23 protein-coding genes are annotated in these 22,317 nt (G+C 65.2%); 13 read left to right on the top strand and 10 right to left on the bottom strand.

The genetic code is table 11. The annotated features are described in order from the left end of the window. Positions 1-10 precede the first annotated feature (10 nt). From VXD91_RS24900 to VXD91_RS24885, 4 genes are all read left to right on the top strand, one after another. Positions 11-1,324, top strand: a complete 1,314-nt coding sequence (locus VXD91_RS24900; RefSeq protein WP_346416692.1) for an MCE family protein — start codon at positions 11-13, stop codon at positions 1,322-1,324. Beyond that, positions 1,321-2,505: an MCE family protein gene (locus tag VXD91_RS24895; RefSeq protein WP_346416682.1), complete on the top strand. Its 1,185-nt coding sequence runs from the start codon at positions 1,321-1,323 to the stop codon at positions 2,503-2,505. Before VXD91_RS24900 ends, VXD91_RS24895 begins: the two co-directional genes overlap by 4 nt. Then, on the top strand, positions 2,505-4,220 hold the full coding sequence (locus VXD91_RS24890; RefSeq protein ID WP_346416681.1) for an MCE family protein: 1,716 nt from the start codon (positions 2,505-2,507) through the stop codon (positions 4,218-4,220). The genes VXD91_RS24895 and VXD91_RS24890 overlap by 1 nt, the downstream gene beginning before the upstream one ends. A gap of 180 nt (positions 4,221-4,400) precedes the next feature. Continuing rightward, positions 4,401-5,072: a TetR/AcrR family transcriptional regulator gene (locus tag VXD91_RS24885; RefSeq protein ID WP_095795055.1), complete on the top strand. Its 672-nt coding sequence runs from the start codon at positions 4,401-4,403 to the stop codon at positions 5,070-5,072. 23 nt (positions 5,073-5,095) lie between these two features. Here the strand turns inward: VXD91_RS24885 and VXD91_RS24880 are convergent, their stop codons facing one another. Then, complete coding sequence (locus VXD91_RS24880) at positions 5,096-6,286, bottom strand: helix-turn-helix domain-containing protein (RefSeq protein WP_346416680.1); 1,191 nt, start codon at positions 6,284-6,286, stop codon at positions 5,096-5,098. Positions 6,287-6,530: 244 nt separating this feature from the next. Between VXD91_RS24880 and VXD91_RS24875 the strand changes: the two genes are divergently transcribed. The 3 genes from VXD91_RS24875 to VXD91_RS24865 all read left to right on the top strand — a co-directional run bounded on the left by VXD91_RS24875 (position 6,531) and on the right by VXD91_RS24865 (position 9,350). Continuing rightward, positions 6,531-7,424, top strand: coding sequence for an alpha/beta fold hydrolase (locus VXD91_RS24875; protein ID WP_346416679.1), 894 nt, complete (start codon positions 6,531-6,533; stop codon positions 7,422-7,424). Positions 7,425-7,449: 25 nt separating this feature from the next. Then, a complete protein-coding gene (locus VXD91_RS24870) occupies positions 7,450-8,379 on the top strand; it encodes an SDR family NAD(P)-dependent oxidoreductase (RefSeq protein ID WP_346416678.1) in 930 nt (309 codons plus the stop codon). Positions 8,380-8,492: 113 nt separating this feature from the next. Beyond that, positions 8,493-9,350 (top strand): SDR family NAD(P)-dependent oxidoreductase, encoded by an 858-nt coding sequence (locus tag VXD91_RS24865; RefSeq protein WP_346416677.1) that lies wholly within the window; start codon positions 8,493-8,495, stop codon positions 9,348-9,350. Positions 9,351-9,446: 96 nt separating this feature from the next. Here the strand turns inward: VXD91_RS24865 and VXD91_RS24860 are convergent, their stop codons facing one another. Together VXD91_RS24860 and VXD91_RS24855 are read right to left on the bottom strand one after the other, a co-directional pair. Next, entirely contained in the window at positions 9,447-10,112 is a 666-nt protein-coding gene (locus tag VXD91_RS24860; protein WP_165694934.1) for a TetR/AcrR family transcriptional regulator, read from the bottom strand. Between the two features lie 74 nt (positions 10,113-10,186). After that, entirely contained in the window at positions 10,187-10,846 is a 660-nt protein-coding gene (locus VXD91_RS24855) for an XRE family transcriptional regulator (RefSeq protein ID WP_346416676.1), read from the bottom strand. A gap of 67 nt (positions 10,847-10,913) precedes the next feature. Here VXD91_RS24855 and VXD91_RS24850 point away from each other — a divergent pair, with 67 nt between their 5' ends. Beyond that, positions 10,914-11,690, top strand: a complete 777-nt coding sequence (locus VXD91_RS24850) for an IclR family transcriptional regulator (protein WP_095795050.1) — start codon at positions 10,914-10,916, stop codon at positions 11,688-11,690. On the opposite strand, the gene VXD91_RS24845 is transcribed toward VXD91_RS24850, so the two are convergent. From VXD91_RS24845 to VXD91_RS24815, 7 genes are all read right to left on the bottom strand, one after another. Next, positions 11,691-12,137 (bottom strand): hypothetical protein, encoded by a 447-nt coding sequence (locus VXD91_RS24845; protein WP_095795049.1) that lies wholly within the window; start codon positions 12,135-12,137, stop codon positions 11,691-11,693. It lies immediately after the preceding gene. Beyond that, positions 12,134-12,967 carry an SDR family NAD(P)-dependent oxidoreductase gene (locus tag VXD91_RS24840; protein WP_016894992.1) on the bottom strand — a complete coding sequence of 278 codons (834 nt, stop codon included), beginning with the start codon at positions 12,965-12,967 and terminating at the stop codon, positions 12,134-12,136. The genes VXD91_RS24845 and VXD91_RS24840 overlap by 4 nt, the downstream gene beginning before the upstream one ends. Continuing rightward, entirely contained in the window at positions 12,964-13,815 is an 852-nt protein-coding gene (locus VXD91_RS24835) for an alpha/beta fold hydrolase (RefSeq protein WP_095795068.1), read from the bottom strand. The genes VXD91_RS24840 and VXD91_RS24835 overlap by 4 nt, the downstream gene beginning before the upstream one ends. Positions 13,816-13,894: 79 nt before the next feature. Further along, positions 13,895-14,464 carry a 3-phenylpropionate/cinnamic acid dioxygenase subunit beta gene (locus tag VXD91_RS24830; protein ID WP_079630323.1) on the bottom strand — a complete coding sequence of 190 codons (570 nt, stop codon included), beginning with the start codon at positions 14,462-14,464 and terminating at the stop codon, positions 13,895-13,897. Positions 14,465-14,486: 22 nt separating this feature from the next. Beyond that, the gene (locus tag VXD91_RS24825) at positions 14,487-15,698 is read right to left on the bottom strand and encodes an FAD-dependent oxidoreductase (protein ID WP_293021413.1); all 1,212 of its coding nucleotides are present in this window, start codon (positions 15,696-15,698) and stop codon (positions 14,487-14,489) included. After that, entirely contained in the window at positions 15,698-16,033 is a 336-nt protein-coding gene (locus VXD91_RS24820) for a non-heme iron oxygenase ferredoxin subunit (RefSeq protein WP_016894996.1), read from the bottom strand. Before VXD91_RS24820 ends, VXD91_RS24825 begins: the two co-directional genes overlap by 1 nt. Further along, positions 16,026-17,204, bottom strand: a complete 1,179-nt coding sequence (locus VXD91_RS24815; protein ID WP_207554451.1) for an aromatic ring-hydroxylating dioxygenase subunit alpha — start codon at positions 17,202-17,204, stop codon at positions 16,026-16,028. The genes VXD91_RS24820 and VXD91_RS24815 overlap by 8 nt, the downstream gene beginning before the upstream one ends. A 287-nt stretch (positions 17,205-17,491) precedes the next feature. On the opposite strand from VXD91_RS24815, the gene VXD91_RS24810 reads away from it, so the two are divergent. The 5 genes from VXD91_RS24810 to dmpG are packed head-to-tail and all read left to right on the top strand — an operon-like array spanning position 17,492 to position 22,225. After that, positions 17,492-18,472 (top strand): zinc-binding dehydrogenase, encoded by a 981-nt coding sequence (locus VXD91_RS24810; RefSeq protein ID WP_095795048.1) that lies wholly within the window; start codon positions 17,492-17,494, stop codon positions 18,470-18,472. A 9-nt stretch (positions 18,473-18,481) separates the two neighbouring features. After that, entirely contained in the window at positions 18,482-19,432 is a 951-nt protein-coding gene (locus VXD91_RS24805; protein ID WP_016894999.1) for a 3-carboxyethylcatechol 2,3-dioxygenase, read from the top strand. Then, positions 19,429-20,238 (top strand): fumarylacetoacetate hydrolase family protein, encoded by an 810-nt coding sequence (locus tag VXD91_RS24800; protein ID WP_346416675.1) that lies wholly within the window; start codon positions 19,429-19,431, stop codon positions 20,236-20,238. Before VXD91_RS24805 ends, VXD91_RS24800 begins: the two co-directional genes overlap by 4 nt. Further along, positions 20,235-21,200, top strand: a complete 966-nt coding sequence (locus tag VXD91_RS24795; RefSeq protein ID WP_095795047.1) for an acetaldehyde dehydrogenase (acetylating) — start codon at positions 20,235-20,237, stop codon at positions 21,198-21,200. Before VXD91_RS24800 ends, VXD91_RS24795 begins: the two co-directional genes overlap by 4 nt. After that, positions 21,197-22,225, top strand: coding sequence for a 4-hydroxy-2-oxovalerate aldolase (gene dmpG, locus VXD91_RS24790; RefSeq protein ID WP_095795046.1), 1,029 nt, complete (start codon positions 21,197-21,199; stop codon positions 22,223-22,225). The genes VXD91_RS24795 and dmpG overlap by 4 nt, the downstream gene beginning before the upstream one ends. Positions 22,226-22,317: the final 92 nt, after the last annotated feature.

Raw genomic sequence — 22,317 nt, 5'->3', positions numbered from 1 at the left:
CGCGCTGGCGATGCAGTGGTGCAGGACCGCACCGCTGACCATCACCGGCTACTTCGCATCGACGGTGGGCCTGTATCCCGGCGACGAGGTCGAAATCCTCGGCGTGCCAGTAGGTTCGGTCACCAGCATCGAACCCGGGCCCGACCACGCGGTGGTGACATTCACCGTCCGTGCCGGCGTTCCCGTGCCCGCCGACGTCACCGCGGTGATCATGGCGCCAAATCTGCTGTCAGCACGCACACTCGAGTTGGCGCCCGTCTACACCACCGGCCCGAAACTGGCCGACCGGACCACCATTCCTATCGCGCGTACCGCGGTCCCAGTCGAATGGGACGATGTCAAAGATCAACTGACCCAACTGACGTCGCAGCTGGGCCCACAAAACGGCACCCTGCAAGGGCCGCTGCGTGAAGCGATCGACCAGGCTGCGGACACCTTCGACAACAACGGTCTGTCGTTTCGCAACGCGGTGCGCGAACTGTCCGAAACTGCAGGGCGCCTGGGCGATTCGCGTTTCGATCTCGTCGGCACGATCAAGAACCTACGCACGTTGGTCGACGCCCTGTCTGGCAGCAATGAGCAGATCGTGCAGTTCACCGACCACGTCGCCTCTCTGTCACAGGTTTTCGCCGACAGCTCTACCGATGTCGCCCGGTCGCTGGACGCACTCAGCGGCGCCCTCACCCAGGTCAAATCCTTTCTGGCCAAGAACAATCCGGCCATCAGCGGCCAGGTGGCCAAGTTGACCGACTTCACCTCACTGCTGACCCAACACGACCAAGACATCGAACAGGTGCTGCATGTCGCACCCAACGCGCTGGCGAACTTCTACAACATCTACAACCCCGCACAAGGATCGATCGGCGCCATTTTGTCCCTGCCGAACTTCGCCAATCCCGTCCAGTTCCTGTGCGCCGGGGTTTTCGACGCGGGCGGGACACCCGACTACTACAAGCGCACCGAGATCTGCCGGCAACGCATGGCCCCGGTTCTGAAACGGATCATGATGAACTTCCCGCCCGTGCTGTTCCATCCGATCAACACCATCACCGCGTACAAGGACCAAATCACCTACGACACCCCAGCCACCGAAGCCAAGGCCCAAACGCCAGTTTCGCAATTGCAATGGCAGCCGCTACCCGGACCGACCACGCCGACCACGCCCGCGGCGACCGACCTCTCCACCCTGCTCCTGCCCAACCCAACGCTGCCTCCAGCGCCACGTGGCGACATGACCACCGCCGCCCCCGGCGGCCCGGCCATGCCGGCGGTACCCGATCAGCCGTTCTCCGCCACCCCGCCGGTACCGGGACCGCACCAATGAGCACCGCCGCGGCCCGACTCCGCCCGGTGCGGCTGCTCGCGACGCTCGGATCCATCGTCCTTGCGGTCAGCGGATGCGAATTCGGAGGACTCAACTCGCTCGACATGCCGGGAACACTCGGCCACGACACCGGATCATTCACCGTCACAGTCGAGCTGCCCGACGTGTCCGCCCTCCCGCAGAACTCGCCCGTCCTCGTCGATGACGTCACCATCGGCAGCGTCTCCGGACAACGCGTCGCGCAACGGCCCGACGGCACGTTCTACGCCGCTCTGCAGCTATCGCTGAGCTCGGCGGTGCGCCTGCCGGCCAACGCGACCGTCACCCTCGGTCAAACCTCACTGCTGGGTTCTCAACACGTCGAACTTGCCGCGCCCTCAACCGAGCCACCGGTGGGCGAGCTCAACAACGGCGCCACCATCCCGGCGCAACGGGCCGGTCGTTACCCCAGCACCGAAGAAGTACTTTCCACCCTGGGCGTGGTCGTCAACAAGGGCAATCTCGGTGCACTACAAGACATCACCGACGAGGCCTACGCCGCCGTCGCCGGGCATGCCGGCCGATTCGCCAACCTGCTCCCACAACTGGCGACACTCACCGCCGCCGTCGACCGACAACGCCACAACATCGTCGACGCGATCGAATCGACCAACAGGGTGGCCGCCAAATTCGCTGCCAACGCGCCGACGGTGACCGCCGCATTGGCGGCCCTGCCCGACGCAACCCAGACCCTCAACGCCAACGCTGGGCGGATCATCGACACCTTCGCCGCGCTGCGGCGTTTCAGCGAGGCCGCCTCGCATATCCTGACCCAAACCAAAGCCGACATCACCGCCGACCTCACCCACTCCTACGCCGTGATCAAGCCGCTAGCTGACCATGCGCAGGAACTCATCGACGCCCTACCCATCACCGCGACCTACCCGTTCCCGCAGACCGGCATCAAGCAAGCGGTGCGCGGGGACTACCTCAACGCGATCGCCACGTTGGACCTGACCCAACGACGCCTGGGCGAGAACATCTTCACCACCTCGCCGCTGGACCCGAACATGAAGCACCTGGACGAAATCCTCAATGCCCCTGACTATTTGATGGGCGAACAAGCCAACCTGTCCGGACAGGCCGCTGACCCTTTCGCCATACCCGCCGCACCCGACCCCGTCACGGCCGGCACGCGCTGATGCTCACCCGGCTCATTCGATGGCAATTGACCATCTTTGTCGTCGTTTCGATCTTCGCGGTCGGCGCGGTGGCCATCTTTTACCTGCGCGTGCCCGAGGCGCTGGGCATCGGACGCTACGACGTCACGGCAGACTTCGCCGCCAGCGGCGGACTGTATCCCAACGCCAACGTCACCTACCGCGGAACCACCGTCGGCCGCGTCACCTCGGTAGACCTGACCGACAAACTCAGCATCGACGTGCACATGCGTCTCAACTCCGGTATCGCCATACCTGCCAATGTCACCGCTTCAGCCAAGAGCGTCTCGGCGATCGGCGAACAATACGTCGATCTCATGCCGGCATCCGGCGGCCCGCTCGGCTCGGTACTGCACGACGGATCGATCATCGACCGTTCTCACACCACGCTCAGCGGGGACATTGCGGGACTGCTCCGCCAAGCAGAGGGTCTGGTCGACTCCCTGGACCAAAGCAAACTCAAGGACCTGCTGCACGAAACCGCCGCCGCGTTCAACGGCGCCGGCCCCGACCTCGCACGCCTCGTCAATACCGCCAGCACTCTGCTCGATCAGCTCAGCGCCCACGGCGAGGACACCACCGTCCTGATCGACCGCATAGGCCCGTTCCTTGACTCTCAGATCCGCAGCGGCGCGAACATCACCGCGCTAGCCGACCGGTTGGCCCGCTTCACCACCAACGTGCGCACGGCCGACCCGCAACTGCGATCATTGCTCGACATCGCGCCGGCAGCCGCAACTGCGGCCACACGCACATTTGACGGCATCCGGCCGTCGTTCCCCATGCTGGCAGCGAACCTCGCCAACTTCGGCCGCATCGGGGTCATCTACCACAAATCGATCGAGCAGACACTGGTCGTCCTTCCCGCCGTTACCGCCGTACTCATCAGCGCCGCAGAACAGCTACCCGCCGATGAAGGCGTCAAAGTCGACTTCAAACTGGGACTGGGTGACCCGCCACCGTGCAACGTCGGCTTCATCCCACCGACGCTCATCCGATCCCCCGGGGATCAGACCTTGCGCGACCTACCAAAAGATCTCTACTGCAAAGTGCCCCAGAGCTCATCGGTGGTGGTACGCGGCGCCCGCAACTACCCTTGCCAAGAATTCCCCGGCAAACGCGCGCCCACAATAGCTCTCTGCCGCGATCCCCAAGGCTACGTACCGATCGGCAATCAAGCCTGGCGTGGACCGGCCGTACCCGAAGACACACCGATCACCGACCCGCGGAACATATTGCCCCCCAACAAATATCCGAATATTCCGCCCGGCGCCGACTACGACCCGGGTCCTCCCGTCACACAGCTGCCACCCGGGGTGACGCCGGGGCCTGGGCCTGCCGAGTACGCCCCCTACCCCCTACCGGTTCCCCCGGCCACACCCGGTCCTCCGCCCGTGCCACTGCCCTACGACCCTCCAGCAGACCAACACGTTCCGCCGTACGGTCAGCAACCGCCGCAGCCTCAACAAGAACCGAACGCCGACGCCCCGGCAGGCTGGCGGTCCGCCGGGGTGCCGAATTCGGGGGAAGGTCGATCACTCGATCCCTTGCGGCCTCAACTCGCCACGTACGACTCGGCCAACGGACTCTTCCAAGACCACACTGGGGGCATCGGCGTATTTGTTGTCGACGACAGCAAGCGCCTGCCCACTGAGAGTTGGATCGACCTTATGCGGGCACCGCGGCAACAAACATGAATGCACTGCCACGACGTTCAGTCATCGCATTGCGGCACCCGCATAGGATCGACGCGTGCAGCCACCGATCACCGCAGGTGTCGCGCCGTCTCGACGATCACGGCGCAACGTGACAGAACCCCACGTCGCCACGCACCGACACTGCTCCCCGAGCAGTCGGATACACGGGGTTGCGCACCGATGACCGCGGGACCCCAAAACCGCATCACACCACGGCAATCCCGACATCGCAGTCAAGAACGTGCCGAGCGCACGCGGGAACTCGTCATTGAAGAGACGATCCGGTGCATCCGCGAAGAAGGATTTGCCGCTGCCAGCACCAGGCACATCATCGAACGCGCCGGGGTGAGCACCGGGGTCGTCCAATATCATTTTGGCGATCGGGACGGGCTGCTTACCGCCGTCGTCGACCACGCCATCACCTCCCTTGTGAGCTCGGTGAACGATCTCGCTGACGAAGTCGAAGGCATTGCCGAAACCGACGAACGCATGAAAGCGCTCGCCGACGCTGCCTGGAAGACCTTCCTCAACCCGGCCAGCATGACGGCCATGGAAATCCTCATCGCCACCAGATCACTGCGGTCGACCCTGGGAATAGAACAACTCGCCAAGCTTCAACCGGGGCTGCAACGCATCGCACAACTTATCGGCGCACGCTCGCCCCACGCCAGCGCAATTGCAGACCTCCTGTGGGCGGCGCCGGTCGGCCTCATGGTCGGCCAAATGGTGACCGAGGTGCCCCTACCAACAGAACCGCAACGACAGGCCATGGCACAACTGATGTCCGATCATCTGCGCGCCGCGCAGCATGACAGCGCACCACAACGTCGTCGCGCCAGCCGCCGGCGCTAAGAGGTGCGAAAATACACAACCCATCACCCGCCCCTCGAGTCGATCCACGGCGCAAGTTCGAGCGCGACTGCGACTTCAAGACTTTGACTGCTGAGGGGTTTTGGGAGCAGACGTTCGGCGCGAGCGACGCGCGCCAACACCGTATTACGATGTGTGAAAAGAACTTTCGCGGCCCGGGGTGCGTTCGACTGTTCGCGTAAGTACACCGCCAGAGTTCGGCGCAGCTCCGCGTCAGCGTGCGCCAGGTCGCCCAGCGTACGCATCACAAACTCGCGAGCAAGCCCGTCATCGTGACCGACCAACGCGACCAGCTGTAGGGAATCCCAGCAGGCGCAACGCAGATGGCCTGCGCGCACGAGGAGCCGTTGAGTGGCCAGGGCCTCGAGGTGACTGCGACGAAATCCATCAATGCCCGAGGCGGGTGACCCCATCGCCACGAAGGCGTCAGTCTGGCCGAGTACCGATTCGAGCACTTGCGCGTCGGGAAGATGATCGGCTGGAACCCACACCCACAGCGCGCCGACGCTGGCGGTGACAGTGAGTGGCCGGCGCGCCCCGGCGACCGTCACCAGCGCTTCGGCGGCCTGGCCCAAAGTGGCTGCATCAGGCTCCACCTGGTTACTCCACACGATCGCAGCCAGATGCGATTGATCGAGACCGTAACCCAACCGGGATTCGGCGACGGCGCGCCGAAGAGGTGCGCCCTCGATCAGGAGTGTGACGGTTTCGAGTCGTTCTGCTTGCGTGCCCTTGGTGAGTTGCTCACGTTCGTCACGCATCTGCGCCGAGACCAAAGCTATTGTCGCATCGACGAATCCGAAGATAGAGCGAGCACTGAAGTCCAGCAGCTCGGCGAGCTCATCAGGATCGCCGGTCAATCCGAGGGCGATGCTCATCCAGCGACGCCACGCCACGTTCTGCCCTGCACGCCACGCTTGCAGCACACTGTCGTCGAGGCCACGGCGGATGAGGTCACGGGCGATGATCGCGGGCTCAGGTCCGGAGTTGGGGGCCACTGGCGCAGCGGGATCGCGGCGCACGGCTTCGACCCAAAACAGCAGGTTGGCCTTGTTACTGCGGCGCAACGCCGCAACCAGCGCAGGGTCCAGCGTCAAACCCGGCGCCTGGTCAGCGAGCGTGGCTTCATCGATCTCGGCGAGAAGAGACTCAAGAACCTCACCATGCGCAGTAAGGCTCTCCACTCCGGTCTGCATCAACTCGCATATGCGGGGCGAAGGTCTCTGCCACCTCATGCCACTCAGACTAGAGCTGCGTCGGGCCAGCGCCCAAGTAAATGGTGATTTCGTGTGCAACCGCCTCTTTGCGATTCGCGCTTGAGCGACGAACATCACTGGTAGCAGTTTTCGAGGCCAAGCCCACATCGGTTCTCGATCCATAAGGAGTTGCCCAATGTCTGCCGACCCACTAAAGCGCGACCCGCGCCAAGAGGAGCTACCGATGACCAGCCGCCTCGACGTCGAATTCCCGTCCGGTGATGCGACCTGCCGTGCGTGGCTGTACCTCCCCGACACCGCGCAGCCCGCGCCGGTGATCGTGATGGCCCACGGACTGGGCGGCATCCGAGAGATGCGGCTGGATGCGTACGCGGAGCGATTCACTGCCGCCGGCTACGCCTGCCTGGTGTTCGACTACCGCCATTTCGGCGCCAGCGACGGCCAGCCCCGCCAACTGCTCGACATTGATCGACAGCTTGCCGACTGGTCCGCCGCCGTCGCATTTGCCCGCCGCCGCCAAGATGTTGACTCGAGCCGAATTGTGCTGTGGGGCACCTCCTTCGGCGGCGGGCATGTGATCGTCACGGCCGCTCGCGAACCCGGTGTTGCCGCCGTCATCGCGCAGTGTCCGTTCACCGACGGCATCGCCTCCCTGTCCGCAATGGACCCGTGGACGTCGCTCAAGGTCACCACCCGCGCAATCGCCGATACGATCGCCGGCCTCGCCGGAAAGCCGCCGATCATGTTGCCCTTGGCCGGGCCGCCGAAATCCGCAGCGCTGATGACCGCCGCTGACGCGGTCCCCGGATACCTCGGCCTCGTTCCCGACGGGGCACCTCACCGCAACGAGGTTGCGGCGCGGGTGGGGTTGCGAATCCCCTTGCGTCGTCCAGGCCGGTTCGCCGCGCAGGTGCACTGCCCGATCCTGTTCTGTGTGTGCGAGACCGACACCGTTGCCCCTGCCGAGGCGACTCTGCGCCACGCCCGCACCGCACCGCAGGGAGTCGTGCGGGTATATCCCGAAGGCCATTTCGACATTTACACCGGCGAGGCATTCGAACGCGTCGTTGCAGACCAGATCGCTTTCTTGCACGACCGCGTACCGGTCGCCCCGTAATCACGGCAGATCAGGAGAACACCCCGTGTCCCGCTACAACCTCACCGGACGCACCGTCGTGATCACCGGCTCCACCGGTGGCCTCGGCTCCGCCCTTGCCGACGCGCTGCGCGCACGCGGCGCCAACCTGGCATTGCTCGACCTCAACCTCGAAGCCGTCACGGCCCAAGCCGAACAACTCGGCGGCGGCACCGTCGCGCGAGGATTCTGGGCCGACGTGCGTGACCTCGGCAGCCTCGAAATAGCAATGATGGGCGCCGCCGAGCATTTCGGACGTCTCGACATCGTGATCGCCAACGCAGGCATCGACACGATGGCGCCGATGGCCACCCTCGACCCCGCGGCATTTGAACAAGTCATCGACATCAACCTTGCCGGCGTCTGGCGCACTTTCCGGGCTGCCCTGCCTCACGTGCAGCCCCATCGCGGATATCTCCTCGCGATTTCCTCGATGGCTGCGTTCGTACACTCGCCCTTGCAAGCGTCTTACACCGCCAGCAAGGCCGGCGTCTGGGCCATGTGCGACAGCATTCGACTCGAACTCCGTTCTCTGGGTGTCGGTGTCGGCAGTGCGCACCCGACCTTCGTCCGTACCCCCATGATGGACGACGTCGTCGCCGATCCCGCCGGCCGAGAACTGTGGGGCGGCAACGATAAAGGCCTGTGGAAGATGGTGCCGATGCAGACGGTGACCGCAGGCATCGTCAACGGCATCGAGCGCCGCGCCGACCAGATCATCATCCCCAAAACGCTCACACTGACGGCGAAGGCACCCGGCCTCTTCCGCACCCTCGTCGAGCGCATCGGCTTCCGTGACCGAGCCGTCCAACGTGCGATCGATATCGCGTCCCCCAGCGGATGGCATGACAGCCAAGCCAGCAGCCGACACGAGCCCACCTTGGCATTGACCGGCTCCGCGGGAAGACAGCCAATTCCGGAACCAAACCGGAACTGAATGCTCGAAGTGCTCTGGGGACAAATGCCCCTTCCGATCTCTGCAGTCAGCGCCGGCACCGACCTCCCATGTGCCGACTAACTCGCCAAATCCGTTACTGATCAAGGAATTCGATGTCCACCTACGACCTCAAAGACAAAGTCATCCTCATCACCGGCGCCACCGGCGGCATCGGTACCGCGGGCGCACGGGCACTGACAGCCCAGGGCGCCAAAGTGGTCCTGGTCGACCTGTCCGACGATGCCGTCACCGCACTCGCCGCACAGCTACCCGCCGGAAGTTCACTGCCCCTCCCCGCCGACGTCACCGCCGTCGACCAGATGAGCGCCGCCGTCGACAAAACCGTCGCACAATTCGGCCATCTCGATGTCGTGTGGGCCAACGCCGGCATCGCGAACAATCCCCCCGTCACGCTCGCCACCGCCGACCTGACCACCTACGAGAAGGTCATCGAGGTGGATCTGCTCGGCGTCATCCGCACCATCAAGCCGGCACTCCCGCAGATCACCGAAAACCAGGGCCAAGTCGTCGTCACGGGGTCGGGCTATTCATTCACCAACGCGGTCCTGAACTCGGCCTACGGCGCCTCCAAAGCCGGGGTCGAGATGCTCGCTCGCAGCCTCCGCGCCGAACTCGCCCCCTACGGCGCGTCCGCCAGCGTGCTCTACCCATCGTGGACCAAAACCCCGATCACCGATTCCACGAAAAGCGACGAGCTGGTCGACCAACTGTTCAGGCACGCCTTCCGCGGACCCCTCGGCCACTTCTCGGTACCCGAAGTCGTCGCAGCCGGCCTCGTCACCGGTCTGCGGAAACGCTCACCGCGCATCTTCGCCCCACGTCCATGGGCCGCTTACTCGGCCTTGCGCGGCGTCCTGAACCCACTCACCGATGCCGTCCTGAACCGCGACAACACCATCCACAGCCTGGTTCGGCAAATCGAGACACGGCGCCGCGCCATCCCGACCTGACCTCGACGTGCCTCTCGAACTGGTGGCGGCAACACCGACGTCGGCCTCGGGACGATCTCGTCCGATGTTGGTGAATCGCAGATGCACTCGGCTCACTCAGACCAGCCCGTCCGGGCGCCAGGTTTGTATTGCTGTATCAAGCTGGTCGTCGCTGAGTGCATTTAGCTCGAGGCGCATAGCAGGGTTGCGATTGCGCAGTCCTTCGAGGAAGAACTCAACGTAGCGCCGCCATAGATGGGGCTCGACGGCGCCAGCGAATTGACTGACCGCAACTAACATCAGCCCCATCATGGGTATGTCGGTCGGGGAAACCTCCGGGCGAAGGTGGCCGTCATTTTGTGCGCGCTCAACGAGCTTCGACAGGTGGCTCAGAAGCCGGTGACGCGCCGCCTCCAGTCGTTCACCAACTTGGATCTTGCTGAACGCAATCTCGCCCATACCTCGGTCTGTCACGGTGATCTCCCACACCTGCTGAACGAACGACGCGAACCCTTGCCACGAATCCTGTTCGCGCAATGCCGTTTCGGCAAGATCTGCGAGCTGATTGAGCCGGTCCTCGAAAATCGCCTTGAACAAGTCTTCCTTGGTGGCGAACCGCCGGTAGACGGTGCCTACGCCAACGCCTGCATGGTGGGCAACGTCGTTGAGCGTCGCGTCCAGACCTTTTGTTGCGCACAGATGGCGAGCCGCCTCGATCACCCGCTGCCGATTTCGCTCAGCGTCCTTCCGTAGCGGTCGGCGGCAGTTCTCGCGATCGTTCATTTCGACAAGTCCACTGGCAGAGGCACTTCCACTTACGCGCCGCCCGTTCTGAGATATGGGTACGTACGAGGTCATCAATCGTCACTGCCGCCGTGGCTGGGCGGTATGACAGGGCCGATCTGGCGAATCTGAGGCAACGTGGTCACCATGTGCGCAGTCACCCGATCGCTGAGACACACATAGCGGTGTGCCACGTCGCCTGGGAATCGAACGAAGTCGCCCGCGGCCAGGTCGACCGGTTCACTGAGCGGACCGGTGCGCAGCCTCCCGGTGATCACGAAGAGGTGATTAAGGGTGCCGGGTGGGTGCGGCTCGACCACTGCAGGCTCAGCGCTTCCGCGCTCCAGTCGTAGCAGAAGCGTGCGTACATAACCCGAGCCGTAGATTTCGTCGAGTAGGCGCTCCGCCCGCTCGGGTCCGTCGATCCACACCCCGTCATCGCGACGTTGGACATACACGGGGGTGCCCCATTCGGTCAGTAGCCGCCGGGCAGGGAGGTCCAGCGCAGCGCCGAGCAGCGCCAGCGTTTCCACCGTCGGGTTGCCGGTGCCCTGTTCGATCTTGGACAACGTCTGCTTGGCGAGACCGGAACGGCGGGCCAACTCCCCCAGTGACATGGCACGCTCTCGGCGGAACCGGCGCACGTTCCGGGCGACGAGCTGGTTCTCCTCCGACGCACTGTCACTTTTAATAGTCATATCGTCATTATTGACGAACAGCAGCCGGTTTTGCATCATGGTTACTAAGAGTGACGAACAGTGAAATCAAACAGACCCCGTCACACGCCCCCTGGAGGAAGTCATGACAGCCGTACTCGACTCCGTGCGCGACGACCGAGCCGCCGTCGACAAGGCGTTCAGCCTGCTGGTTGCATTCGGAGCCGAGGCCAGCACCGGTGTCGGTGTCAGCGAACTCGCGCGGCGCGCAAGCCTGAGCAAGTCGACCGCGTACCGCGTGTTGGGGATGCTGGAGCGCAATGCCATGGTGGAACGCATCGGCACCGATTATCGGCTGGGTTCCCGGTTACACGAACTGGGCCTGGCGGTGTACGCGCCGAGCCACGAGCGGGTGCGTGACCAGCTGATGCCCTTCCTCACCGAACTGTTCGACGCGACGCGCCAGACCGTGCATCTCGCGATGCTGCACGGTACCGACGTCGTCTACCTGGCCAAACTGTATGGACATCGCAACGCGGTCGCCCCGTCACGGGTCGGCGGGCGCTTACCCGCGCATTGCACCGCCGTCGGGAAGGTTTTGTTGGCCTATGACGCGACTGCGGAGGACAAGATCCTCAGCGGCCGGCTCACCGCACTCACCTCCCACTCGATCACAGATGGCAACGAGTTGGCGCGTGCGCTCGATCGCGTGCGGCGTGAAGGCGTCGCCATCGAGCGCGAGGAGAGCCGCCCTGGATTGGGCTGCGTCGCCGCACCGGTGTTCGGCCGCAACGGATTACCGATCGCCGCGATGTCGGTGTCGGTGCCCGTCTCCGCCGATCTTCGTCCGCTCACGCACAGCTTGCGGCGCGTCTGCGCTTCGGCCTCCCGGACAATGGGTCAGTCACACCGCAATGGGTGATCAGGCGCCGGGCACTCGATCGAGGTCGGCGTCTACCTGAGTTACCCACTCCGGTTCTCGGACAAGCAGACTCAATTCCTCACCGGGAACGTCGACGTCCACGACGTGGCGAAAGCCCACCGACTCCGCCGCCGTCACCGCGGCCAGATCATCGGGTGCAACAGCTACGACAACGCGTCGGCACCCGCGGTCTGCTGCCAGTATCGACGCGCCGAGTTCGTCGAGAAAGCCTGTCAGCCGCGACGAAGTAGGGTCTCGGCGAGAGATGCGAATTTCGACATCGTGGGCACCCACCGGGTAGGCGTCGCGCAGCGGACCTCCGGTTGCATACCGGGCCACCGCCTCCACGCGCTCGCCGTCTTCGTCACGCCGCATGATGTCGAGGGCGTCGGTCGCACCCGGCGTGACCGTCCACCCCGACCCCAGGTCCAGCGACAGCCGCTTCACAGGTGGTCCCCTCCAGCGGCCGCCGCGAACCCGCGCACGCCGATACCTCCATCGACCGAAATCGCTTGTCCGGTAATGGGTCCACTCTGCTCGCGGCTGGCCAGTAGAACGTAGGACCCGGTGAAATCTCTGGGATCGGTGCTCGAGTCGTACAGCGGGATCGGTGGCGGCGGATCGTCCGGCTTCTTCTTCGCAAAGGACGCCGCAAGCGTGCGGCCCTGCATGTCCAGGGCCGCCGGCCCGCGCAACGCCGTGTTCATCGCCCCGCAGGCCACGCCGTTGACGCGGACCTTCGGCGCCAACTCGTAGGCGAGCTCACGCATCAGCCCGAGGCACGCGTGCTTGCTGGCCGTGTAGATCGGCCCGCCGCCATTGACGTAAAAGGACGCGTTGGACAGTGTCATCACGATGCTGCCACGAGTCTTGACCAGCTCCCGCCACGCCGCCTCGGCGGCCAGCAGATAACCCTTGACGTTGATGGCGAACAGCTCATCGAATGTCTCACTGAGCTGTTCGCCGGTCATCCGTGTCAGTTGACGGTGGTAGTCCCAGATCCCGGCATTGGCCACCAGTGTGTCGAGCTTGCCGAAACGGTCAACCGTCTCTTCGACCGCGCGATGCAGGTCCTCCGAATCGCGCACGTCCGCGCTGATCGCGTGCAGCCTGGCCGGGTCGGCGCTGGCCTCAAGGGCGGCGTTCAGCGCGTCGGTGTCACGACCGAGGATGGTGACCGACGCACCCTCGGCGATGAAGCGTTCGGCGACGGCCCGCCCGATCCCGGTACTTCCGCCGGTGATCAGCGCGACGTATCCCTGCAGCCAGCCGGTCACCGCAACTCCGCCAGGAACTGCGCCACCAGCAGTTCGAAATCGCGCTGACGCTCCAACTGCACCCAGTGGCCGCAGTTGCCGAACACGTGAAGCTGCACGTTACGGATCTGCTTGAGCATGATCTGGGATCCGTCGAGGGTGATGGTGCGGTCATCACGGCCCCACAGCAGCAGGGTCGGGGCGGTGATCTTGTGCAGATCCCGCCACAGCGGATCCATCCCGTGTCGCTTGCCGAAGGCAGCGTTGTACCGGTGATAGAACTCGATGTGGCTGGGGTCCAGCGATGCCTCGTACCGGGCCCTTACGACGTCGGCGCCAAACTGCTTGTGGTCGAAGACCATTGCGCGGATGAAGTTGGACATCTTCTTCTCGCTGGGTCCATCGCCGTTGTAGTACCGGAACATCTCCTTTTGTCCCTCGGTTGGGGTGGGACCGAACGGCAGCCAACCACCCCCGGGGGCCATCAGCACCAGTCCGGTGATTCGGTCCGGCTGCGCCTGTGCCATTGCGATGGCCGCCGCGCCGCCAAGGCTGTTGCCCAGCAAATGAAACCGGTCGACACCGAGGGCATCGAGCGCCTCGAAGAGTGCGCCAACCGAGATCTGGGTGATCGACTGCGCATCGAGGTCTGCCTCGGTGGGGCGGTAACTGCCGCCGAAACCGGGCTGATCGGGCAGCACCACTCGGAACCTCTTGGCCAGCGCGGGCAGGTTCTGGTGATAGTTGCTCAGCCCGGAGGCCCCCGGCCCGCCGCCATGCAACATGACCAGCACGGGGCCCTCTCCGGTCTCCGCGACGGCGATGTCCCCGTAGGAGGTCGTCACCGTCCGCCGGTGCACCGTGGGCATCTCGTCGATCTCGGTGTCCAATTCCGTGCTGGTCACGGGCACGTCCTTTCATGCGGTCGGGTCGAAGAACCGCGTCGATTCAGAAGAAGGTGGAGATGTTCTTGGCCTGCAGCACGCTCTGGTCCAGCAGGATGACTCTGCGAGCGACCTTCAATCCGCCGTCTGGGCTACGACGCAGGATGTCGGTGCGACGCCCCGCGAAAACGTTCTCCTCGCGTTCGAGGCGGTTGCGATATACCAGGAACGCCGAGCGCGCGGCAAGCTCGGAGCCGGTCCCTTCACTCGAATCCAGATGGTGCACAACGACGTTGGTTACCAAGTGCCGTGTCCGCGAGGGCGGGTCCTCGGCCCAGGCCATGCCGGAGTCGAAGCGGCGGATCCGCCAGGCCAGACTCTCTTTGGTCTCGTCGTAGAACGCCGCCTCGCCCCGCGCCGAGATCGACAGCGCCTGTTGGCGACGCAGTCGGTTGGTTCTGGTGGGCATCCAGTAGTCGAGATCGTCATCCAATAGATCGAGCCAGTCGGTGAACCGCCCTTCGTCGAGCAACTCGGCCTCGGTGTAGTAGAACTGCTCGACCTCGAAATGAACATTGTGATCGGCTCGCCGCGCACCGTCGATGCCGGCCAATATCTCTGTCGCACTGCTCATTACGCGCTCTTTCGTGTCGTCGTCATCGTCTGATCAGCCTGCGTAGGTCCACAGATCGGTCGCCCAGTTCGGCAGCAGACACCGTGATGCCGCGGTCGATCAGCCGGCGCGCGGCCCGAACAGACGCGGAGTCACCGACCGCCACCGCTCCGGTGACCCGCCCGTCACGCAATCCGAAGCACGCGTACGGCTGCTCACCTGGACACCCTCGAGACGCGAACTCGTCAGCGCCAGTGAGGTTTCCGACGACCTCGACATGTGTCCCGTACCGGTCGGTCCAGAACCAGGACGCGCCGGCAGCAGGTTGGGGCCCGCCGAGGATCGTCGCGGCCGCGCGCTGTGCGTCGTGCTGGGCCGCTTCCCAGTGCTCGCTGCGGCGCAGCAGGAGACCGCCGGCACAGGTGCGTGCGACGTCGCCGACCGCGAGGATCGCCGGATTCGACGTCACCTGCATCGAGTCGACGACGATGCCGCCGTCTACCGTCAGACCGGCATCGCGCGCCAGCGGAGTAGCCGGGGCCATTCCGACAGCCAGTACGACTGCGTCGAACACCCGCGGCTCGGAGCCGGCCAGTACAGCGGTGATTCCGTCTGGCGAATCCTGGAACGACTCGACGACACCGCGCAGCACCATGGCACCGTGTGCGGTGTGCATGCCGTGCAACCAGGAAGCGACCTCGTCGCCGACGATCGCGGCCAGCGGCGCCGCGACCGGGTCGACGATTGTGACGTGGCAGCCCAGATGCATTGCTGTGGACGCCACTTCGGCGCCGATCAAGCCTGCACCGACGATCAGCAGGCGCCCACCGGGCACCAGTGCGGCGCGCAATCGGTCCGCGTCCTGCGCGCTGCGCAGCGTGTGCACGCGGGTGCTGTCAGCCCCCGGGATAGGTGGCCGAATCGCGTGACCGCCGGTTGCAAGGACGACCTTGTCCGCCCGGATTGCGCTGCCGTCGGAGAGCTCGACCACACCCAGACCGGGACGCAACGCCCCCACCAAGCTGTGTGACATCAACCGCACACGCTGGTCGTCGAACCACTCCGGAGGCTGCAGGGCAATGCTTTTCAGGTCGGCATCGCCGGCCAGGTAGGCCTTCGACAGCGGGGGTCGGTCATAGGGGAACTCCCCTTCATCGATCAGTACGACGTCGCCGTCGAAGCCGCCGGCCCGCAGGCCCGCGATGACACTCACGCCGCCGACACCGCCGCCGACCACCGCGACCCGCCTGGTCATCAGGGCCGCTCTCCCGGATAGAGAAACACTTGACCGTCACGCACCTCTACCCGATGTGGGCGGGCGTCCCTGGTGGCCGGCAGGCCGTCGACGGCGCCGGTCTTGAGACAAAACTTGCTCGAGTGCAGTGGGCACTCCACGTGACCGCCCTCGACCCAACCCTCGGCCAGCGAAGCGTCGGCGTGGGTGCAGGTGTTGTCCAGTGCCCACACGCTGCCATCGTCGTCGCGCAGCAGAGCCACGTCGTCGTCGGTACCGGTTATCGACCGTTCGATGACGATGCCCTCGCCCTCGGGGATGTCGTCGACGGCCGCGACGCGGATGCCCTCACTCATCGGCGGCCTTTCGCTCGTGCCACGCCGGGGTGTTCATCACGTCGCACCAGCGCGCATAGAACGAGCGCGCGGCGGCGTCGCTGTACAACTCACTCGTCATCCCCGGATGGCGCCCGTCCTCGCGTTCGGAACCCAGGCCCATCTGATAGTTCAGCGGGACGGAGTTGGTGATGAATCCGTGCGAGATGGCCTGCACCTCACTCCAATTCTCACCGTCGTCCTGTTCGAAGATTCCGCTGGGACCGAACGTGCGCAGGTTGTAGAGGCGCTGAGCCTCGCGCACATGCTCGGGCATCGACTTATCCACGATGGTCCACGCCCAAACCTCCATCCGGTCAGGGCCTTTCGGGTGCCACACCCGAATCGATCCGTTGACCGGCAGGTAGGAGAAGTTCGGGAACACGTTGGCATGCCCGGTCGTCAAGGGGCCCTCGACGCGTGAATCGCCCAACCGCAGGCGCAGGGCGGCGTAGTCCATCCACTCGTGCACGGTCTGGGCGTCGAACCGATTGCGCGGATGCACCGGGAAGCCGTGCCCGTGCCCCATCGGATCGACGTACTGCCGTCCGGTGCGGTGCACCACTTCGTCTTTGGGCTTTCCGCTTGGCGACAGCACCGTCAGAGCGGAGCCGTGACTCATGTTCACGTGGTACCAGTCACTGGCGAACTGCTCGGCGGCGAGTTTCCAGTTGCCCTCCAACACCCATTTGTGCACGCCGCCGACGACGACGGTGCCTTCTGGATCGTGGTCGAGCATCGCGTCCATGTACCAGGTCATGCCGCCCAGTGCGTCGCGCAGAGTAATCGCATCGGGATCCCAGTTCCCGAAGATCAACCCCCGGTAGGAATCCACGTTCGGCACCTCGACCAAACCCCACTGACCGGACTGAAAGCCGTCCGGGTAACCCTCTTTGTTCGGGATGCCGATCAACTTGCCCTCGAGGTCGTACGCCCACCCGTGATAGGTGCAGGTGAAGCTGCGGGTCGCGCCGAAATCCGCACGGCACACCCGCGCCCCCCGGTGCCGGCACGAGTTCAGAAACGCCCGGACCCTGCGGTTCTTGTCCATCGTGACGATCACCGGGTCCTCACCCATGTAGGTGGTGAAGAAGTCGCCGGGCTTGTGGAACTGATCGCTATGGGCGAGGAACAGCCAGTTGGTGGCGAAGATCCGCCGCTGCTCCTGCCGGTAGATCACTTCATCGGTCCACACCGCGCGGTCCAGCAGCCCACCATCGCTGTCGACGAGCCCCGACACGTCGACGGTGCGCTCGAGTTGAGCGGGACGTCGCAGCATGGTGCTCGGCGGCGACGTGCGTGCCTGACACTCGTCGCCCGCCTGCATGGTCGAAGTCATGCGGACCACACAACCCCGGTCGCCGAACGAGTTCCAGCGAGCGTTTCGCACAACGGCACACCGGCTGTGAATCGACGATCACCACCGCCAACGTTGGCGATGTGCTTGCCGCAGTAGCTGTTTCACAGAATCCAAATGACCCCCTCGAGGGGCTCGAACTTCGCGATGTGCCGAAACCTGAACCCCGCCCGGGGTGGGCCGTCGTTCGGGTAGCGGCCTCCGCGCTGAACATGCACGACCTGTGGACCCTGCGCGGTGTCGGGCACCCCGCAGAGCACCTGCCGATGGTGCTGGGCTGTGATGTGTCGGGGTACGACGAGGACGGCAATCCGGTCATCGTTCATCCGGTCATCGCCAACCCGGACGCCGGCGGCGGAGACGAAACACTGGACCCTAATCGTGCGCTGCTGAGCGAACGGCATAACGGCGGATTCGCCGAGTACATCTCGGTACCGCGGCGAAACCTCGTCGCCATGCCCCCTTGGCTCACCTTCGATGAGGCGGCGTGTCTGCCGGTGGCGTGGACGACTGCCTACCGAATGTTGTTCACCCAGGCCAACATCAAGGCCGGCGACCGTGTCCTGGTGCAAGGGGTCGGCGGCGGGGTGTCCTCCGCCGCCATCAGACTCGCGGTGGCCGCGGGCGCCGTCGTCTACACCACCAGTCGAAGCGCGGCGAAACGCGCCCAGGCGCTGAGTTGGGGCGTGCGGGAAGCCGTGCCCACCGGGGAACGACTGCCCGAGCGGGTCGACGTGGTCATCGAGACAGTCGGTGACGCCACCTGGTCGCACTCACTGAAGTCGGTGCGCCCCGGCGGCACAGTCGTGGTCGCCGGCGCGACCACCGGGATGAATCCGCCGGCAGACCTGGGACGAATCTTCTACCTGCAGTTGCGAATCCTGGGGTCCACAGGAGCGACGCGTGCCGAATTCGAGGCGCTGCTGCGTTTGCTCGAGGCCACCGGAACCCGGCCCGTCATCGACCGGACCTTGCCACTCGCCGACATCCACAAGGGTTTTCAGCAGATGCTCGACGGCGACGTCATGGGCAAGGTCATCATCCATCCGTCATCCGACAACTGAGGTATCGACATGACCGCCGCCGTCGTTGGCCTGTCACACTCGCCGCTCATCGGTAAGAACGATCCCGCCCCCGAGACCCTCGGCCGGGTCGCCGCTGCAGTCGACGCCGCGCGGGCCTTTATCGCCGACTTCGCTCCCGATCTGGTGGTGCTCTACGCACCCGATCACTACAACGGCTTCTTCTACAAGGAGATGCCACCCTTCTGTCTGGGCACCGAAGCCCACGCGGTGGGCGATTTCGGTTCGTCAGCCGGGCCGTTGTCCGTCGACACCGACGCCGCGCGCCGTATCGCCGAGGGCGTGCTCCAGCGTGGCGTCGATCTGACCGTCTCGGCGCGGATGACCGTCGATCATGGCTTCGCCCAACCCCTCGAGACGCTCTTCGGAGGTATCGACCGCATCCCGGTGGTGCCGATCTTCGTCAACGGTGTCGCCACACCACTGTGCCCCGTCGCCCGAATTCGCGCCCTGGGCAACGCAGTTGGTGAAGCCGTCACCCACCTCGACCGGCGCGTGCTCTTCCTCGCCTCCGGAGGCCTTTCCCACGATCCGCCGGTCCCGGTGCTCGACGGCGCCCCGCCGAAGGTCGCCGATGCCCTGATCGAAGGGCATCCACCGACACCCGAGCAGCGCACTCGCGGCGAGGGGCGAGTGATCGAAGCCGGCCGGCAGTACGCGGCCGGCGGCACGACGATGATCCCTATCAACCCCGGCTGGGACAACAGGTTCCTGGACCTGCTCGAGCACGGTCCCCTCGCCGAGTTCGACGCCTGGACCACCGAGGCGATGGGCGCCGAGGGCGGCGGTTCCGCGCACGAGGTCCGCACCTGGATCGCCGCCTTTGCATCGCTGGCCGCGGTCGGCAGATACACGATGAACATGCGTTTCTACGAGCCGATTCCGGCTTGGATCGCCGGATTCGCGGTGGCGACGGCGCGACTGGCGGAGGGCTCTCGATGAGCCTGCACAGCGATGCCGCCGTCGTCACCGAGGCGGCCGACCTCCTGACCAACGCAGCCGACACCGGCAGGCCCATCTCCCCCGTGCGACATCTCATCGGCAGTGCCGACATCGGCCTCGCCTACGCCGTCCAGCAGGAGCTCGTGCGGCGACGACGTGCCGCGGGCGGCGAGGTGGTGGGACGCAAGATCGGATTGACCTCCCCGGCGGTGCAACAGCAACTCGGAGTCGACCAACCCGACTTCGGCGTGCTGTTCGCCGACATGTTCGTCACCGATGTCGATGCGGTGCCCTCGGCACGGCTCCTACAGCCCAAGGTCGAGGCAGAGATCGCCTTCGTCCTCGGCCACGACCTCATCGGCGGCGACTTCACCGCGACCAGTGTCCGCAGTGCGGTCGACTACGCCGTGGCCGCGCTCGAGATCGTCGACAGTCGCATCGCGAACTGGGACTTGACGATTGCCGACACAGTGGCCGACAACGCTTCCAGTGGACTGTTCGTGCTCGGCGACAAACGGGTCCGACTGTCCGACTTCGAACCGCGGGAGGTCACCATGCAGATGTACGCCGACGATCACCTGGTTTCCGAGGGCACCGGCAGCGCCTGCCTCGGCGACCCTCTCAACGCCCTGGCCTGGCTGGCCCGAACCGCCGAACAGTACGGGGAGCCGTTGCGGGCCGGACAGGTCATTCTCTCCGGCGCACTGGGTCCGATGGCCCCGGCGCCACCGGGAACCCATATCCGCGCTGCAATCACCTCGCTGGGCGAGGTGTCAACAACCTTCTCCCCCAAGGACACGCCATGACCAAGACCAAGGTCGCCATCGTCGGTTCCGGCAACATCGGCACCGACCTGATGTTCAAGATCCTGCGCACCTCCAACCACCTGGAAGTGGCGGCGATGGTCGGGATCGACGCCGACTCCGACGGTTTGGCGCGCGCCCGCCGCCTGAACATCCCGGCCACCCACGAGGGCGTCGACGGGTTGATGTCGATGGCGCATTTCGGCGAGATCGACATCGTCCTGGACGCCACGTCTGCCCGCGCACACATCGCGAACGCCGCCGCCCTTGCGCCACATGGTAAGACGCTCATCGACCTGACACCGGCAGCCCTCGGCCCCTACGTGGTCCCAACGGTCAACATGGACAAATGCCTCGACGAGGGCGCGCGCAACGTCAACATGGTCACCTGCGGCGGCCAGGCCACCGTGCCGATCGTCGCCGCGGTGTCGGCGGTCACGCCGGTGCCCTATGCCGAAATCGTGGCCTCCATCGCATCGAAGTCAGCCGGACCCGGGACCCGCGCCAACATCGACGAGTTCACCGAAACCACCTCGCACGCAATCGAATCGGTCGGTGGGGCCGCCAAGGGGAAGGCCATCATCGTCCTCAACCCCGCCGAACCGCCGCTGATGATGCGTGACACCGTGTTCTGCCTGATCGGGGACGCGGACCACGCCGCGATCCGCGACTCGATCCACGAGATGGCCGAACGGGTCGCCCACTACGTGCCGGGGTACCGACTCAAGCAGGACGTCCAATTCACCCCCATCGAACCCGACGAACCCGTGCAGACCCTGCTGCGCCCCGGCTCCGCGCCGGTGCGCACCCGGGTGTCGGTGTTCCTCGAGGTCGAAGGAGCCGCCCACTATCTGCCCGCCTACGCAGGCAACCTGGACATCATGACCTCGGCCGCCATCCAGGTCGCAGAGGCCATCGCCCGCCGCACCAGTACCAACGCCCTGCTGTCGGAGGCACGCCCATGACCCCCACGCTATACATCCAGGACGTCACGCTGCGTGACGGCATGCACGCCATCCGCCATCGCATCAGCACGCGCGACGTGGCCCGGATCGCCGGCGCGCTGGACGCCGCCGGTGTCGACGCCATCGAAGTCGCCCACGGCGACGGGCTCGCCGGCGGATCGCTCAACTACGGCCCTGGCAGCCACACCGACTGGGAGTGGATCGAAGCCGCCGCCGACAGCATCAGCACTGCGGTGTTGACCACCCTACTGTTACCCGGCATCGGCACCATCGCCGAATTGCGACACGCCTACGCCCTGGGAGTCCGCTCGGTGCGGATCGCCACCCATTGCACCGAGGCCGACATCTCCGCCCAACACATCCAGACGGCGCGCGAGCTCGGCATGGACGTCTCGGGCTTCTTGATGATGAGCCACATGACCGACCCCGCGCAGCTTGCCACTCAAGCAAAGCTCATGGAAAGCTATGGCGCGCATTGTGTTTACGTCACCGACTCCGGAGGACGGTTGACGATGAACGGCGTTCGCGAGCGGATCCGCGCTTACCGCGGCATCCTCGACCCCGGCACCCAAATCGGTGTACACGCCCACGAGAACCTCTCACTGTCGGTGGCCAACAGCGTCACCGCGGTCGAAGAAGGCGTCACCCGCGTCGACGCATCGCTGGCCGGCCAGGGAGCTGGAGCGGGAAACACCCCGATCGAAGCGTTCATCGCGGTCGCCGATCTCCTGCAGTGGACGCACGGCTGCGATCTGATGGCGCTCGAGGACGCCGCGGACGATCTCGTCCGCCCGCTACGGGACCGGCCGGTCCAAGTCGATCGCGAAACTCTCACCCTCGGGTACGCCGGGGTCTACTCGTCCTTTCTGCGCCACGCCGAGAACGCCTCGCGCAGCTACGGCGTCGACGCCCGTGCTCTGCTGCTCGAAGTCGGCCGGCGCGGCCTCGTCGGTGGTCAGGAGGACATGATCGTCGACATCGCGTTGGACCTCGCCGGACAGCCGGCCGCCGCCACCGCCTCCTAACGGGTCCAAACCACACCGCGCGACGCGACGCCGAGTTCGCCTCTGCGGGTTGACATACCGAACCCGGCTGTACCTTTTGGATACCCCCATCA

Origin of the sequence: Mycobacterium sp. SM3041 (assembly GCF_039668335.1) — a bacterium.
GTDB lineage: Bacteria > Actinomycetota > Actinomycetes > Mycobacteriales > Mycobacteriaceae > Mycobacterium.
This window is presented reverse-complemented; position numbering and strand designations above follow the sequence as displayed.

What these genes read in the sequence shown, in the direction of transcription:
- VXD91_RS24900 (WP_346416692.1), top strand. Translation starts at nt 11, where the DNA reads ATGCAGTGGTGCAGGACCGCACCGCTGACCATCACCGGCTACTTCGCA.
- VXD91_RS24895 (WP_346416682.1), top strand. Translation starts at nt 1,321, where the DNA reads ATGAGCACCGCCGCGGCCCGACTCCGCCCGGTGCGGCTGCTCGCGACG.
- VXD91_RS24890 (WP_346416681.1), top strand. Translation starts at nt 2,505, where the DNA reads ATGCTCACCCGGCTCATTCGATGGCAATTGACCATCTTTGTCGTCGTT.
- VXD91_RS24885 (WP_095795055.1), top strand. Translation starts at nt 4,401, where the DNA reads ATGACCGCGGGACCCCAAAACCGCATCACACCACGGCAATCCCGACAT.
- VXD91_RS24880 (WP_346416680.1), bottom strand. Translation starts at nt 6,286, where the DNA reads ATGCAGACCGGAGTGGAGAGCCTTACTGCGCATGGTGAGGTTCTTGAG.
- VXD91_RS24875 (WP_346416679.1), top strand. Translation starts at nt 6,531, where the DNA reads ATGACCAGCCGCCTCGACGTCGAATTCCCGTCCGGTGATGCGACCTGC.
- VXD91_RS24865 (WP_346416677.1), top strand. Translation starts at nt 8,493, where the DNA reads ATGTCCACCTACGACCTCAAAGACAAAGTCATCCTCATCACCGGCGCC.
- VXD91_RS24860 (WP_165694934.1), bottom strand. Translation starts at nt 10,112, where the DNA reads ATGAACGATCGCGAGAACTGCCGCCGACCGCTACGGAAGGACGCTGAG.
- VXD91_RS24855 (WP_346416676.1), bottom strand. Translation starts at nt 10,846, where the DNA reads ATGCAAAACCGGCTGCTGTTCGTCAATAATGACGATATGACTATTAAA.
- VXD91_RS24850 (WP_095795050.1), top strand. Translation starts at nt 10,914, where the DNA reads ATGACAGCCGTACTCGACTCCGTGCGCGACGACCGAGCCGCCGTCGAC.
- VXD91_RS24835 (WP_095795068.1), bottom strand. Translation starts at nt 13,815, where the DNA reads ATGCCCACGGTGCACCGGCGGACGGTGACGACCTCCTACGGGGACATC.
- VXD91_RS24830 (WP_079630323.1), bottom strand. Translation starts at nt 14,464, where the DNA reads ATGAGCAGTGCGACAGAGATATTGGCCGGCATCGACGGTGCGCGGCGA.
- VXD91_RS24825 (WP_293021413.1), bottom strand. Translation starts at nt 15,698, where the DNA reads ATGACCAGGCGGGTCGCGGTGGTCGGCGGCGGTGTCGGCGGCGTGAGT.
- VXD91_RS24820 (WP_016894996.1), bottom strand. Translation starts at nt 16,033, where the DNA reads ATGAGTGAGGGCATCCGCGTCGCGGCCGTCGACGACATCCCCGAGGGC.
- VXD91_RS24805 (WP_016894999.1), top strand. Translation starts at nt 18,482, where the DNA reads ATGACCGCCGCCGTCGTTGGCCTGTCACACTCGCCGCTCATCGGTAAG.
- VXD91_RS24800 (WP_346416675.1), top strand. Translation starts at nt 19,429, where the DNA reads ATGAGCCTGCACAGCGATGCCGCCGTCGTCACCGAGGCGGCCGACCTC.
- VXD91_RS24795 (WP_095795047.1), top strand. Translation starts at nt 20,235, where the DNA reads ATGACCAAGACCAAGGTCGCCATCGTCGGTTCCGGCAACATCGGCACC.
- dmpG (WP_095795046.1), top strand. Translation starts at nt 21,197, where the DNA reads ATGACCCCCACGCTATACATCCAGGACGTCACGCTGCGTGACGGCATG.